General features: G+C 38.3%; 8 protein-coding genes. 1 reads left to right on the top strand and 7 read right to left on the bottom strand.

Features of this window, described 5'->3' with window-relative positions; all coding sequences use genetic code 11:
* Positions 1-116: 116 nt before the first annotated feature.
* The 3 genes from gcvP to JIV24_RS06280 all read right to left on the bottom strand — a co-directional run bounded on the left by gcvP (position 117) and on the right by JIV24_RS06280 (position 4934).
* Positions 117-2987, bottom strand: coding sequence for an aminomethyl-transferring glycine dehydrogenase (gcvP, locus tag JIV24_RS06290; RefSeq protein WP_200464172.1), 2871 nt, complete (start codon positions 2985-2987; stop codon positions 117-119).
* A 456-nt stretch (positions 2988-3443) separates the two neighbouring features.
* Positions 3444-4082, bottom strand: a complete 639-nt coding sequence (locus JIV24_RS06285) for an MBL fold metallo-hydrolase (protein ID WP_200464171.1) — start codon at positions 4080-4082, stop codon at positions 3444-3446.
* Positions 4083-4283: 201 nt separating this feature from the next.
* Positions 4284-4934 (bottom strand): protein-L-isoaspartate(D-aspartate) O-methyltransferase, encoded by a 651-nt coding sequence (locus tag JIV24_RS06280; RefSeq protein WP_200464170.1) that lies wholly within the window; start codon positions 4932-4934, stop codon positions 4284-4286.
* 474 nt (positions 4935-5408) lie between these two features.
* Here JIV24_RS06280 and JIV24_RS06275 point away from each other — a divergent pair, with 474 nt between their 5' ends.
* A complete protein-coding gene (locus tag JIV24_RS06275; protein WP_200464169.1) occupies positions 5409-6119 on the top strand; it encodes a sugar transferase in 711 nt (236 codons plus the stop codon).
* Positions 6120-6249: 130 nt separating this feature from the next.
* Here the strand turns inward: JIV24_RS06275 and JIV24_RS06270 are convergent, their stop codons facing one another.
* From JIV24_RS06270 to JIV24_RS06255, 4 genes are all read right to left on the bottom strand, one after another.
* The gene (locus JIV24_RS06270; protein WP_200464168.1) at positions 6250-9045 is read right to left on the bottom strand and encodes an alpha-amylase family glycosyl hydrolase; all 2796 of its coding nucleotides are present in this window, start codon (positions 9043-9045) and stop codon (positions 6250-6252) included.
* A gap of 63 nt (positions 9046-9108) precedes the next feature.
* Positions 9109-10911 carry a SusF/SusE family outer membrane protein gene (locus JIV24_RS06265; protein WP_200464167.1) on the bottom strand — a complete coding sequence of 601 codons (1803 nt, stop codon included), beginning with the start codon at positions 10909-10911 and terminating at the stop codon, positions 9109-9111.
* Positions 10912-10924: 13 nt separating this feature from the next.
* Entirely contained in the window at positions 10925-12523 is a 1599-nt protein-coding gene (locus JIV24_RS06260) for a RagB/SusD family nutrient uptake outer membrane protein (RefSeq protein ID WP_234445729.1), read from the bottom strand.
* 12 nt (positions 12524-12535) lie between these two features.
* Positions 12536-15538, bottom strand: a complete 3003-nt coding sequence (locus tag JIV24_RS06255) for a SusC/RagA family TonB-linked outer membrane protein (protein WP_234445728.1) — start codon at positions 15536-15538, stop codon at positions 12536-12538.
* Positions 15539-15612: the final 74 nt, after the last annotated feature.

Below are 15612 nucleotides of genomic sequence, written 5' to 3'. Positions count from 1 at the left end.
TTTAGATTATAACGGGTATTATTACGCTTACCTGTTCGAAAGGTTTCTGTTTATAAACTAAAAAAGCCTAACAACTCAAAAGAATTGTTAGGCTTAAAAAAATATTTCGACCAAGTTTAGTCTTCCATGTAACTTTCGATTGGTTCGCAGGCACAAACCAGGTTACGATCACCATAGGCATCATCAACACGTGCTACATCAATCCAGAATTTATTCTCACGAATAAAAGACAAAGGATACGCTGCTTTTTCACGTCCATATGAATGCGTCCACTCATCAGAAACTACTTTATAAGCAGGGTGAGGGGCATTTTTCAATACATTATCCTCTTTATCTGCAGCACCGCTTTCCACCTCTTTTATCTCGGCATAAATCGATTTCATGGCGGCGATAAAGCGGTCTAACTCCTGTAATGACTCACTCTCGGTTGGCTCTACCATTAATGTACCATATACCGGGAATGATAAAGTAGGCGCATGGAAACCATAATCCATCAATCGCTTAGCAATATCAGTTTCTGTAATACCGGAGTCTGCTTTAAAGTGACGACACTCTAAAATCATCTCATGTGCTACCCGACCATTTTTACCGGTGTAAAGAATACCATAATCATCTTTTAACTCAGATGCCATATAATTGGCATTTAATATGGCCATTTTAGTCGATTGCGTTAATCCTTCAGCACCCAACATCTTAATATAACCATAAGTGATAGGCAATACGCTGGCGCTTCCCCATGGAGCAGCTGCTACGGCTGTAATGCCTTTACGGCCATTATCAATAACCGGGTGAGCTGGTAAGAATTCAACCAAATGCTTGGCAACACCAATAGGACCAACTCCTGGACCACCGCCTCCGTGAGGAATGGCAAATGTTTTATGCAGATTCAAGTGACACACATCGGCACCAATATGACCCGGGCTGGTTAAACCAACCTGTGCATTCATATTTGCACCATCCATATAAACCTGACCACCATTATCATGAATAATCTGACAAACCTCAATGATTGACTCTTCAAATACACCATGTGTTGATGGGTAAGTCACCATCAGGTTCGATAGATTTTCTTTATGTTCTTCAGCTTTCGCTTTTAAGTCGGCCACATCAATGTTACCACTATCATCGCATTTAACAACCACCACTTTCATACCAGCCATAACCGCTGATGCCGGGTTGGTTCCATGAGCCGATGCCGGTATAATCGAGATATTACGATGTCCTTCACCACGACTCTCGTGATATGCCTGAATCACCATCAAACCTGCATATTCACCTGCCGCACCTGAGTTAGGCTGTAAGCTCACATCGGCAAAACCTGTGATTTCAGATAAGTCACCACGTAACTCATCCATCATCATATGGTAACCTAATGCCTGATTAGTTGGAATAAATGGGTGCAAACCATTAAACTCAATCCAGCTAAGCGGGAACATCTCAGTAGAAGCATTTAGCTTCATGGTACATGAGCCTAATGAAATCATTGAATGTGTCAATGAAATATCGCGACGTTCCAGTTTCTTAATGTAACGTACCATTTCTGCTTCAGAACGATACTTCGCAAATACATCCTGAGTTAAGAATGGACTCGTACGTGCCAACTCAGGCTTAACGGCCAACTCTTCGCTGAAATCGCCAATTACAGGCACTTCTTTACCTGCTGCTTTAGCAAACACTTCAACAATCCAGTTTAAGTCAAACAGGTTAGTTGTTTCATCAATACTGATACCAACATCTCCGTTTTCGAAATAGCGGAAGTTCATTTCCAAATCAAGACTGAAATTCTCGATATCTTCCACTTTTACCCCTTCTGGCAACTGAAAACGAATGGTATCGAAGTAGTCTGCATTTAACTGCTTATATCCTAAGTTCTCAACTTCTCTGGTAATCTGATAAGCAACAGAATGAATACGTTCAGCAATACGCTTAATACCTTCTTCGCCATGGTAAACAGCATAGAAACCAGCCATGGTTGCTAATAAGGCCTGGGCAGTACAAATATTTGATGTGGCACGTTCACGCTTAATATGCTGCTCACGCGTCTGTAAAGCCATACGTAAAGCACGTTTACCATTTACATCTTTCGTTACACCAATAATACGACCAGGAAGTTGACGTTTTAATGATTCTTTAGTTGCAAAGAAAGCTGCATGTGGTCCACCATATCCCATTGGAATACCAAAGCGCTGTGTTGTACCAAATACGATGTCGGCTCCCCATTCTCCCGGAGGCGTCAATAATGCCAAACTCATTAAGTCTGCAGCCACTGCAATACGGCAGTCATTGGCATGCACTTTTTCAGTAAGCGCCTTGTAACACTCAACTGTTCCATTTGAGTTTGGATACTGAACCATCACACCAAATACCAATTCGTTGCATTCGAATGAATGGATATCACCAAACTGCAGTTCGATGCCCATTGGTTTAGCACGTGTAATAAGTACCTCCTTGGTTTGAGGCCACATATTTTCATCGGCAAATAGAATATTGACACCTGCTTTGGCCTGCTTGCGACTACGCGAGTTGTACAACATGATCATGGCTTCGGCTGCTGCAGTGGCTTCATCTAATAATGAAGCATTGGCCAATTCCATTCCTGTCATTTCTGTCACAACCGTCTGGAAATTTAATAAAGCTTCTAAACGACCTTGCGAAATCTCAGCCTGATAAGGTGTATAAGAGGTATACCAAACCGGATTTTCAAGCACATTACGTGTAATTACAGCCGGGGTAATCACATCGTAATAGCCCATTCCGATATAGGTGTTATAAACCTTATTTTGTTGGGCAATGTCATGTATCTTTCTAAAATATTGACGCTCAGTTAAACCTTTACTTATATTTAAAGGCTTTTCGAGGCGAATAGATGAAGGTACAGTTTGGTCAATCAGCTCTTCAAGGCTTGATGCACCAATTTTAGTTAGCATAGTGTCAATCTCATGATCCCTTGGACCAATGTGACGAGAGACAAACTTATCGGTTCCCATATGCTTATGAAATTTATGTTATCGATTATTTTTTGTGTTCTTTACGACTTCAAATTGATAAATAAAATCTTAAAAAGACAATGATATTTGCTTGGTTATTAGAAAATAATTATCAATTAACAATGTTGCCCTAATTAATTTCATCACTTAAGCTATCCGCCCAAACCGGACTTACTTTTTGTTCTTGAACACAAAAACTAAGGAAAAAAGATCAAGGCTACACCCTCTTCACTCAAAAAACTACATTTGATTGACTGAAATTGATTAAACTCGCCTTTTTACGTACCTCCAAAAGACTCAAACAGAAATCAATTTTAAGCGTCAATTCAAACTTGTTTTTTGGTTAATTGGCTGAGGCCGGGTCTCAACAAACAGTTCGGAGCATTGAGTAAAATCATTTAGGACTCTATTGTTCTAATAACAAAAACTCCTTCACATTGTGAAAGAGTTTTATACCTAACTTAAAAAAGGATTATTTGTTCGTTCATGACCAATAGTAGATGCAGGACCATGACCTGGATAAATGCTTACCTCATCATCCAGCACCAAAAGTTTTTCTTTAATATTTGAAACCAAAGTATCAAAATCACCACCTGGCAAATCGGCTCGACCAATACTTTCGCGAAATAATACATCACCCACAATCGCTATTTTATCTTCCTTACTGTAGAACACAACACCACCAGGTGAGTGCCCCGGCACATGAATGACTTCTAAAGTTGAACTTCCAAAGCTAATCGTATCGCCTTCGTTAAGGTAATTACCAATGGCAGGAGGGTTCGAATCTACTTGCATTCCAAAGTTAGCTGCATACTCAACTGTTTGCTCTCCCCAAAACTCATCATCTTTATGAGCTTCTAGCTTAAGATTATACTTATCGGCAATAAATTTACTACCAAAAACATGGTCGAGGTGCATATGTGTTTGCAATAAACGCACTGGTTTATACCCTTTGTCTTCTATAAATTGAGCAACAGACTCTCGCTCCTCAGGAGATAGGCAGCCCGGATCGACAATAACACATTCTTTCGTTTCGTCTGACAAGATGTATGTATTTTCTTGCCATGGGTTTATTGGAATTATGTCAATTTTCATGGGTATATAGTTTAAGATCTAAAATGATAATGTTTGATTTATGAATTTATCCCCCCTCTCCCTTTGGGTATCTCCCCAAGGGGAGAATTTAATAAGCATTAATAATCTTCCCTTAGGGGAAGTACCTTGAAGGCGATGGGGGAAACTTTATTCGTTATACAACATTTTTTATCAGCTATTAGCCATTAGCTTGTTTCAATATTATTTATTAACAACGCCATTAAGCATTGGTACAAAAGCACATGCTTCAATTTCTTCCTGCTCAAACTCATCCTCGTTAATTCTAACGATACGCATTAGCACTTGTTCCTGATCACCTAATGGTATTATCATGATACCACCCACTTTTAGCTGCGTTAACAGAGCACGAGGGATGACAGGAGCTCCGGCCGTAATAATTATTTTATCAAAGGGCGCTTGAGCCGGGAGCCCCTCATAGCCGTCGCCTAAAAAGAAACGGCCTTGATACCCCAGTTCTCTCAACAAACGAGTAGAACGCTGATAAAGTTCAGATTGGCGTTCGATGGAAAAAAGTTTGACACCCATTTCAATTAATACGGCTGCCTGATAACCTGAACCGGTGCCGACTTCTAATACTTTTTCACCAGGTTTTACCTCGAGTAATTGAGATTGCAATGCCACTGTATAGGGTTGCGAAATGGTTTGACCTGCTCCTATTGGAAAAGCTTTGTCCTGATAGGCGAATTTTATAAAACTACTTTCAAGAAACAAATGACGCGGCACATTACCAATAGCTGTTAGAACAGATTTGTCCACAATCTTTTTCTGCACTAATTCCTGCACCAATCGGCTTCTTAATCCCTTATGTCTGTATGAATCTATCTGCTGCATGGCGCAAAAATAATGTTTTATTCTAATTTTTTAGTGCATAGTAAAAGTATGTATCGGCATATTCACATGGAGCTTATTAACCCGAGTTCGATTTAAATTTTAAAACTCAGATTGAAATAAAAAGCTGATTTACAAGGAATAATTCATAAGGCATAGTGAACTATGGCGATGAAATTTGACGATGTAAATCTGTTTTTTATTCAAAGCAATCATATTTCACTTACAAACAGCAGTCTTCTTCATGTAATGGTCTCAAAATAGCCCGCTATTCTTTCGCCAATATACATTTGAACCTTACTATTTGTAAGCGTTCTGAGTTCAAAATTTTACGTCGAACTCGGGTTATTAAGATTTTTTTACATTTTTTCTGCCTAATAATGAAACAACTAGACATTAACTGAGGTAAAATATTTCAGATGCATGTAATAATTTAAAACCAATATCGTTTTTGATTGTACAGATGTATTTTGGGAAATGTTGAAAGAAAGGGAAACACTGATGCAAATAGCACCTGGCTATACATACGTTTTTGAACATGAATTAGAGCGCGCTATTAAAGAGCATAAAAGCACGCATATCATTTCAGTGCCCGTATGGTCCAGAACAAAATCAGCTATAAAAAGAACAAGTGACATATTAATATCACTTACAGGAATCGTGTGCATCACGCCATTAATACCACTAATTTATTGGAAAATTAAAACGGAATCAGATGGCCCTGCTATATATAAGCAAGAGCGCATTGGCATAAATGGTAAGCCATTTCAAATTCTAAAATTCAGAACCATGTATGTGGATGCTGAGAAGAATGGCCCCGCATTATCCTCATCAGATGATGTAAGAGTTACTCCATTTGGTCGCTTCTTACGCAAATGGCGTATTGACGAGTTTCCTCAGTTTCTAAACGTTATTAAAGGTGAAATGGCCGTTATTGGGCCACGCCCTGAGCGACAGTTCTACATTGAGCAACTGATTAAGGAAGAGCCGGCATTCATTGAGCTACTTAAGGTAAAACCTGGCATCTCTTCGTTAGGGCAAGTCTTGTTTGGCTATGCTGAGAATAAAACAGAGATGCTTCAACGCCTTAAACTAGAATTGTTTTACATGCGAAAATACTCTTTGCGCCTTGATTTCAGGATATTCTTATACACCCTAAAAACCTTATTAAAAGCCGAAGGGAAGTAAACAAACGAGAGATGAGCGATTAGAGGTGTTAAATTTCATATCGACATGACCCAATAATTATTCAATGAACAGTTGCTCCACATACCTAAAAAAAGGCCTTAAGATTTTAAAATCCTAAGGCCCCTGTTTGTTATCGTTTAAGTAATTTCTTTATCAAGACTTCATTATCGACTTCTAATCGAATGATGTAATGCCCCGATGGCAAATCACTCCAATTAAAAGTTAATCGTTGTTGATTAAGCTGTCCGCTTTTCACTCTTGCTCCTGTTACATTATATAGCTCATATCTGTGTCCTTGTCCGTCAAAAGAAATGGACACCTCTGAACTAAATGGATTGGGAGATACAACAAGTTGCTTTTCAATTAAGTCATCCTTTGAAGAAGTATGCGTATCAAAACCACTTAATTTCTTTTGGCTGTATATCACATATTCGCCCGGTTGCAACATAACCTCCATTTGTGTATCATTGACTTGCAGACTGTCTTTAACGAAAATATTGTACCACTTACCTTTAGTACTAAAGTTAGGTGTTATTGAGGCAGCCTCAACGCCAAAGTTACCTATAATGCGCACATCACTGCCACTCATATTTAACTCAATACGTTTGGTGGCATTAGCAACATTCAGGGTGAAATCATCAGTGGCAAAAACTGGTTCATTTGTTTTTAACTCATTTAGCCATTGATAAACGGAGAATAAACGCATTCGATCTTCATCATCCACATACTCCCACTTGGCAGGTTTTGGTGATAAGCGACAATCATCACTCACACTTCCATCGGTGCAACGATTAATACTTAAGTCAAAGCCTAACTCACCAAATTGCCATATCATTTTAGGACCCGGAACAGGAATGAAAAATGCTGCTGCTGCTTCACATCTGCGTAATGCCGTTTTTAAATCCCGAACAAAATAGTCACCTTCCGAATTGCCATACTGAAGGTTTTTATACATCAGGCGCTCCTCATCATGACTCTCCATATAATTAATGATGCCAGGTACGTCCCAACCACGTTCTTCATACGATACCCACCTAAGATTCGAAGGATATCCCATGGTTGCTTCATTATAGTCATGATTGGCATTACCCCAGAATAAAATACCATTACCATGATTGGACAACTCCTTTTCTTCACTGTTTTCAGATAAATGCTCAAAAATGACCAAAGCATCATCTTTTCTGTACCAAATTGCACTGGCCATCCTTTTCAAAATAGCAATACGGTCAGCATCATATTTACTTGCCCAATCCCCAACCGGATATGGCGTATTGGTAAAACCTTTTGTGAAATCGAATCGGAAACCATCGATTTTATATTCACTCATCCAATAAGAACAAATACTGTCAATCAGTTCTTGTGTATGAATACTTTCATGATTAAAGTCGTACCCCCATTGAGCAGCCGGCTCTGCCATATTATGGTCTGTATTATACCATGGATTGTTTAATGGCTTACCATCTTCACCCAGATACATTCGCGCAAATGGCGATTGCCCATACGAATGATTCAATACCATGTCCATAATCACTGCAATACCTTCCTTGTGGCACTCATCAATAAATATTTTGTAATCCTCAACCGTTCCATAAGCCTTATCGGTGGCAAAATAAAATGATGGATTATAGCCCCAGCTATCGTTACCTTCAAACTCATTAAAAGGCATCAGTTCAATGGCATTTACTCCAAGTCGTTTCAGATAAGACAAGGTATCGGTGATGGTTTTAATATCCTGATTATCGGTAAAATCACGAATCAGGACTTCATAAACAATAAGTTTATCTGGTTCTGGAGCTACAAAGCCAGGTACTTCCCAGTTAAAGGTTTGATCGGCCGTTGTGAACACGCTCACAATCTCATCTTGCCCGTCAGGATAATCTTTTAAATTCGGATATATGCTTTCAGGTATGTATTTGTCGTTCCAGGGATCAAGCACCTTAGTAGCATATGGATCAGCGACTTTAACATCGCCATCAATCCAAAACTGGTAAGCATATTCTTCATTGGCATCCAGATTATCAATGCTTAACCAGAAAAAATCTTCATCCTTCTTCATCATGGCAGCATTTGATGGTGCCCAATCATTAAAATCACCAACTAAATAAACATACTCTTTGTTTGGCGCAAAAAGAACTACGGTTGCAGTAGATTCGTCAATAACATTCACACCTCGGCGTAATCCGTCGGGCATTGGCTCAGTCACCACATCTCCTTTTACAAAAAAAGTACTGAAAACATTTACCACATCTGAACCACCAGTAGCAATAGCTTCTATGACATATTCATCGAGCTGCACATTGGTAATATCATAAGTAAAAGTGCTAATTGCATCATTTACTACTGGATCCCCATTAATTTTAACCTCAAGCTTATCATTCAGTAATGCATCAACCTGCAGCTGTACTGTTGAACCTCTCTCATGTATACTATTGTTGATTGGTTTTACAATGCTAACTGACAGTTCTTCTGCTGATACATCTACAAAAATATCTTTATTACCTGTATCCTTTCCTTCTTTAGAATTATCGTGACTTCGAAAAACGAAGGCCATTTGTTCAATTACTTCACCCGCAGCTACACCATAATAATCACGTATATTGGGTGTAATTTCTAAAGTATATGTGTTTGTAGCCGTGCGAGTCATCTTGTATTTGGCATCATTATCACCCCAAGTTGGTGCATATTTCCAATCACTACCTCCGGAGCTTTTATCGGTAATAACGCCCGTATGAGCATATACATCCCCGGTGTAATCCTTCAAGCCCTCATTACCTTTATCTGCATAAAAGGTAATTGTCACACGATTGGATTCAATAGGTATAGCGGGATCGGAGGTCACTACCTGAGCATTAGCTGCCCCAAACACAAAAAAGGTGACCAATACACACCTTATCCTCTTTAAAAACTTTATGTAGTTATTGCTCATAGGTATTAATTTAAAAAAAGCCGCCACAAGGGGCGGCTTTTTTATCATCTATACTAATTTATGTTACTCGACAGTGGCGTTATATTGCGCTGTAGATTCAAGGAATAAGCTAACTGTTTTATCTCCTGCTCCTGGAGTATCAAAATTACCTCCGCCCGGAGTTAATTTAGTTAAATCTTTGTCATTATTTCCAAGATTGTAATCCCATGAATTATTGAATCGGAATTTCCATTCACCTGTAGCATTAAAACCAACTGTACCTGTAAACTTCTTATTCGTCTCATCATAGGTTAATTCAACTCCCTGGTTAGTACCGGCTCCATCATCTGGCCATCCCGGATTTGCACCATCTCCAACGATTGCTACGCTTGTTATTTTTACGAGTTCAATTGTTAATAAGTTGATGTCAAATTTAACGATATATTGGCCTGCACCATCATAACCTGGTTGATTAAGCATCACAATATTACCGCCACCAGCAGCCAATTCTCCAGCATTAGCGCCAGCTCCATATCCATCCCATGAACCAGGGTTTGTTAATATTTTCACTTCTGAATCATCTGCAAGAGTAAGGAAACCTAGATACTTCCCTTCATCAGCATTGCTAATTCCAATGTAATGCGGTGCAGCATTATCCCAACCGTTGTTTGTCCCTACAAAATATAATTCATTAGGAAACTTCACATACTCTTTGATAGTCACTGCTTTTGCATCTCCAGTTGCTGCATCAATAACAAGAGTAATTAAATATTCTCCTTTTTCTGTTACAGTTATATTCCCTCCATTGTCAGCAACTTTATCAGAACTATTATCTGTATCCACAGCTCCAAATCCAACATCAAAACTCATGCCGTTCACCGGAGAGGCTTCTCCATTTTGTGTTCTAAGCTTAAAGCCTTCATTAGCCTCAAGAATAATACCAGTCCATGTCCATGTATAAGTTGAACCATCTGCTGAAGGTTTACCTTCGTTATCAGGAAGGAGTACATTTCCCCAACCCCATCCACTTGGGTCTGCAATCGCATCCGGATGGTCGCCACTAACTCCAGAACCAACTGCATCAAGCACAACATCAGTCCAGTTCGTAAATTCACCAGCAGAATTTTGTACAATAGTAAATTTACTGTTTGTAACATCCAAAGTAATAGTATAATTACCTCCAGAACATTTAACATTATCACCACCATCCTTAAGAACAATGTTTTCACCATTATCAATGATTATACTTCCTCCTTCTAATCCTAAATTATATTTCCAGGGATCACCACCATCGTCTTTCTTAGGTGCACGAAATTTGAAATCTCCAGGAACCATATCCAGTGTAATATGATACACATCATTAGCCTTATCATATGACATATATTGATCGTTAGCAGTATCCCAACCACCAACAGCACTACCAATAACACTCCATGGTTCAGCATCGAAATAAGTCGTAACATTCATTGTAATTGGCTCTGATGCAAGGTGATTACCTGCAACAACACGCAATTGAATATTGTGAGCTTCACCACCCTCATATCCAAGATTTAATAATGACTTATTGAAAGTTCCAACTTTTAAGTCGATTGGGGAATTAACACCAGTTGCAACCACTCTGCTAAATTCAAAACTACCATCAGCATCATCAACCTCAACTGTGTACTCAGTCACTACATCTAGTTTAAAATCAGCTTCTGAAAATACGATTGATGTTAATTGGTTTTCTTCATCTATTTTTTGAAGAACGTAGGTTTCTCCTGAAGCAGGTGCTTCAAGAACCGGACTTACTGCATCTCCCGGAACTTTAGGATCCATATCATCTTCACATGATGTTAAGAATCCACCAGTTAATATTAATGCTAAGAATATATTTAAATATTTCATTGTAACTTCAGTTTTAGTTGTAACCCTCATTCTGTTTTAAATTCGTATTGGCGCCTACATCTGCTGCAGGTAATGGAAATAAGTTTCTGAAACTTTCAGTCGTTTTACCATCTGCAACGCCACCTTTCCATGGCCATAAATAGGTACCGTCGGTAAACTGTCCAAATCTAATTAAGTCAGTTCTTCGGTGACCTTCCCAATATAGTTCACGGGCTCTTTCGTCCAAAATAAAGCTTTCTGTCATTTCAGCGTCAGTTAAATCCCCGGAATTATCGCCATAAGCTCTTAATCGAAGGTCATTAATATAACCCAAAGCAATAACACGATCAGCACCACCTCTTACAGCACATTCTGCATAAATAAGATGAGCTTCTGCTAATCGAATCATCGGAAAATCAGTATCCATAAAATCTCCATTTGAACCAGCCATTCCATCAGACGTAAGGTTTTTCCACTTCGAAATGGCATATCCATCCTGGAATCGTGTACGATCAACGATATCAAGGCTCTGATTAGTTGTAAAGAACATAGCTCTTGAATCAGTGTCACCAGAAATATCCGCAAATTTATCTACAAAAGCCGATGTAGTTCTATTACCACCCCATCCCTGGTTAGTCCCAAATTGATCTTTTGGCATATCTCCACCGATACCAGCGGCAATTAAATAGGTCATTCCTCCCCAGGTCTGAGTTCTCTGTCCATCGAAAGTTATTGGAAAAATTACTTCCTGAGCTGCACCTGATACATCATTATCTGCCATGAATAGGTGTGCATATTCTGGTGATAAATTATATCCACCTTCATCAATTGTTCTCTTAGCATAAGTGGCAGCATCTGCATAACGAGCTGTTCCTGCATAGACTTCAGCATTAAGATATAAGCGAGCCAAAAGCATCCATGCAGCAGCTTTATCTACACGACCATATTCATTAGCCTGTGGTTCTTTTAAATCATTAACTGATTCTAAAAGTTCTGTTTCTACAAAATTAAATAGATCAGCACGCATAATCTGCTGAGGGAAAGTTCCTCCAACTACATGTTCATCTGTTACAAAAGGGACATTTCCATACATATCTAATGCATGTAAGTAACTTAATGCCCTTAAGAGTCTGGCCTCAGCTCTATATTCAGCTACTTCAGCTTTAATGTCACTTTGTCCACGTGAATCTAGCTTTGCATCAGTTGCTTCACGTAAAAATTCATTTACTAAAGTTATCTGATAAAAAATACGATTGTACATCGCTGTTATAAATGGGTTTGATGATGTCCAGTTTTGATCATGGTAATCACTCAAACCTGCATCACCCCATGCACACTCAGCTTCATCGGTAGAAAGTTCTTGCGCTTTAAAATATTGACGCAGATATGTTGAGAAACCTTCATCAATACCTGAAATATCAGGTTTACCAGCAGGTCCTTGCTGTCCGCTAACGGCCAAACCTGCATAACACTTAGCTAAAACCTGCTTATAAGCACCTTTATCAGCATAAATAATATCTGGTGTTGATTCATTCGGGTCTATTGGAAGAGTATCTAGATCTCCTGTACAAGACACCATTCCAAATGTTGCAATAAGAAATGCAAGTATATTAAATTTGATATATCTTTTCATGTCCATCAATTATTAAAAGTTGAAATTAGCACCAATCATAAACGTACGCGGACGTGGGTAAAGATCATTATCAATACCCCCTGATACTTCAGGATCTAATCCATCATAGTCAGTTATCACAAATACATTTTGAGCAGTAAACGATACACGCAATGTCGTATTATCTTTAACCAATCCTTTAAATGTATATCCTAATGAAATATTATCCATCCTGAAGAATGATGCATTCTTGACATGATAATCTGAATAATATTGTGCTTCTGTAAATTGACTGAAACTTAATTCAGTATTTGAATTGTTCAAAAATCCAGGATTGACGAATAAGTTATTGTAGCGTGCTCGCTCAGAGTTTACGTTATTGTATACATAGTTGCCTAAATTAAGACGACCTGCGAAGCTAAAATCCCAATCTTTATACTCTAAACGAGAATTAATACCCATAAACATCTTGGCGGCAGGATCTTTATAATAGTACCGATCATTAATATCAATTACACCATCATCATTTCTATCAACATATAATCCTTCAATTGGCTTTCCATTATCATCATACACTTGTTCGTAAACAAAGAATGAAGATACAGGTTGACCAACAGCATGGCGCTGAATCGTATTACCTACACCACCAGCAATTCCTCCGGTTTCAACGCCTTTGTAATTTGGATCTTCATTATTATTTAACTTGGTAATCTCATTTTTGTTCGTTGTCAAGTTAAATCCAATATCCCACATAAAGTCTGCCCTTGAAATTGGTTTAACATTAACTGCAAATTCGAAACCTGTATTTTCTAGAGATCCTACATTTGTAAAAATACCGTTAGTAAGGTTGGTTCCGGCAGGAACCGGAATAAAGTTTAATAAGTCTTTTGTTTCTCTATGGTAAAAATCCATTGTACCATAAATACGACCATTTAAGTAACCATAGTCAAGACCAATATTGTAAGTCGTTGTCTCTTCCCATTTAATTTCAGCATCATATCCTTCTGGACGTAGTGTGGTATAATATTGGTTTCCGAACAGGTACTGCGAACGCTCGTCTCCAATTGTATAACGTGGCATATATGGGTAATTCGAACCAATATCTTGCTGACCAGTTATACCATATCCAAGACGTAGTTTTAAATCGCTTAATGAATTTACATCTTGTAAAAAGCTCTCTTCCTTTATTTTCCATGCAAAAGCCAAAGATGGGAATAAGCCCCAACGTTGATCTTCATGAAAACGCGAAGAACCATCCTGACGCACAGTCGCGGTAAATAAATATTTATTTTGGAATGTATAATTCAAACGTCCAAAAAGTGACACTAAATAATACTCTGATGCATATCGTCCATCTTTCGTTTTATCTTTTGTGATATTCTCAGTTCCATCTTCAAAAAAGTTCATTTCATGAGTATAACCCTCCGTATGAAAATGCTGCCAAGAATATCCTCCCATAGCTTTTATATCATGGTCACCAATTGTTCTGGCATACTCTAAATAAAAATCTAACAATTTGTTCGTCTTCTCTTCGTTGTAATCCCTATAGAAACCACTAACTGGTAAATCATTAAACGTAGTCTGGGTCCATGCTGCAGTATTATCAGTATTCACTTCCCCATTAGTGTCTGCATAGTCTATACCAACATTCAAATTAGCTCTTAACTCAGGAAGGAAATGAAATTTATAATCAAATTGTGCATTACCAATAAAACGATTAACTGTATTCTCATCAGATTGCTGTTCTAATTGCCCAATTGGGTTTGACGGAGCCAATGTCATACGAGTTCCATCATTTGCTAACCAGGTATAATAACCACCAAACTGCTCATAAGCAGCCTCATCAACTCGAACTGGTTTTGTTGGATCAAAATAGACAGCTGTACCTATGGCTCCTTTATTAGCAAACGTATTGTCAAGAAGCATACCTTTTGCATTTAAATTTACTTTTAAATGCTTATTGAAGAATGAAGGGTTAAAACCAACAGAACCTGTGAAACGTTGCATGTTATCGCCTTCTAAAATACCATTTTGATCTGTAAAACCGACTGATGCTCTAATAGGGAAGCTTCCGGCAGTACCTGTAAAACCAACATTGTGGTCTTGGCTTACAGCTGTCGTATAAATAAGATCTTGCCAATCTGTATTGTAGATTTCTCCATTATATCCAAGAGCATTGGCGGCATCACTGTTCTCTCCATAATAAGAGCGAATTAAACTTGCATATTGGTCTGCTCCGTATACATCAATGCTATTAGCCTTTGTAGAAACAGACATATTTCCTGCATATGAGATACTTAATGGAGCACCTTCACGTCCTGTTTTGGTAGTGATAATGATAACGCCATTTGACGCACGAGAACCGTAAATAGCTGTTGCAGAAGCATCCTTTAAAACTGTAAATGTTTCAATATCATTTGGATTAACTGTCGTCAGTGGATTTCTCATACCTGCAATACTATTATCAACAGGGACTCCATCAATTACGATTAAAGGATCATTACTTGCAGAAAGAGACGATCCACCTCGTATACGAATTGTTGCTCCTGCGCCAGGCTCACCACCGGCACTTGTAATTTGAACACCAGGTGTGCGACCTACGAGTAATTCCTGTGGAGATGTAATTGCTCCTTTATTGAAGTCTTTTGTTGAAATTGCAGTTACAGAGCCTGTAGCATCTTCTTTTTTAACTGTACCGTAACCGATAACCACAACTTCTTCCATTCCAATCACATCTTCTTCCAATGCGATATTAATAGTTGTATTAGCAGCTACAATCTCTTGTGATTTATAACCGATAAATGAGAAAACTAATGTTTGCCCACTTTCTACATTTAAAGAATAATTTCCGTCAGGTGTAGTAATTGTACCTGTGGTGGTACCTTTTACTGCAACTGTTACGCCAGGTAATGGCATACCATCAACTGAGTCAGTTACTGTACCTGACACTGTTATTTGTTGCGCATTAATAGCTGAAAAGCTAAAAAGGGCAACAATAATAAACAGTAACTTAAAAAGATTTGACTGTCTTTTCATAAAAACTAGATTTTCATGTGTTGATAAAACATTTTTATTTATCATCTGAAACAAATTACAAATAGCAAAACTTG

It is taken from the genome of Carboxylicivirga marina, from assembly GCF_016612505.1.
Lineage (GTDB): Bacteria > Bacteroidota > Bacteroidia > Bacteroidales > Marinilabiliaceae > Carboxylicivirga > Carboxylicivirga marina.
The sequence above is the reverse complement of the archived record's forward strand: the minus strand, read 5'-3'. Positions and strand labels throughout refer to the sequence as shown.

Bases quoted from the DNA above. Each gene is read 5' to 3' on its own strand.
- gcvP (WP_200464172.1), bottom strand. From the start codon at position 2,987: ATGGGAACCGATAAGTTTGTCTCTCGTCACATTGGTCCAAGGGATCAT.
- JIV24_RS06285 (WP_200464171.1), bottom strand. From the start codon at position 4,082: ATGAAAATTGACATAATTCCAATAAACCCATGGCAAGAAAATACATAC.
- JIV24_RS06280 (WP_200464170.1), bottom strand. From the start codon at position 4,934: ATGCAGCAGATAGATTCATACAGACATAAGGGATTAAGAAGCCGATTG.
- JIV24_RS06275 (WP_200464169.1), top strand. From the start codon at position 5,409: ATGTTGAAAGAAAGGGAAACACTGATGCAAATAGCACCTGGCTATACA.
- JIV24_RS06270 (WP_200464168.1), bottom strand. From the start codon at position 9,045: ATGAGCAATAACTACATAAAGTTTTTAAAGAGGATAAGGTGTGTATTG.
- JIV24_RS06265 (WP_200464167.1), bottom strand. From the start codon at position 10,911: ATGAAATATTTAAATATATTCTTAGCATTAATATTAACTGGTGGATTC.
- JIV24_RS06260 (WP_234445729.1), bottom strand. From the start codon at position 12,523: ATGAAAAGATATATCAAATTTAATATACTTGCATTTCTTATTGCAACA.
- JIV24_RS06255 (WP_234445728.1), bottom strand. From the start codon at position 15,538: ATGAAAAGACAGTCAAATCTTTTTAAGTTACTGTTTATTATTGTTGCC.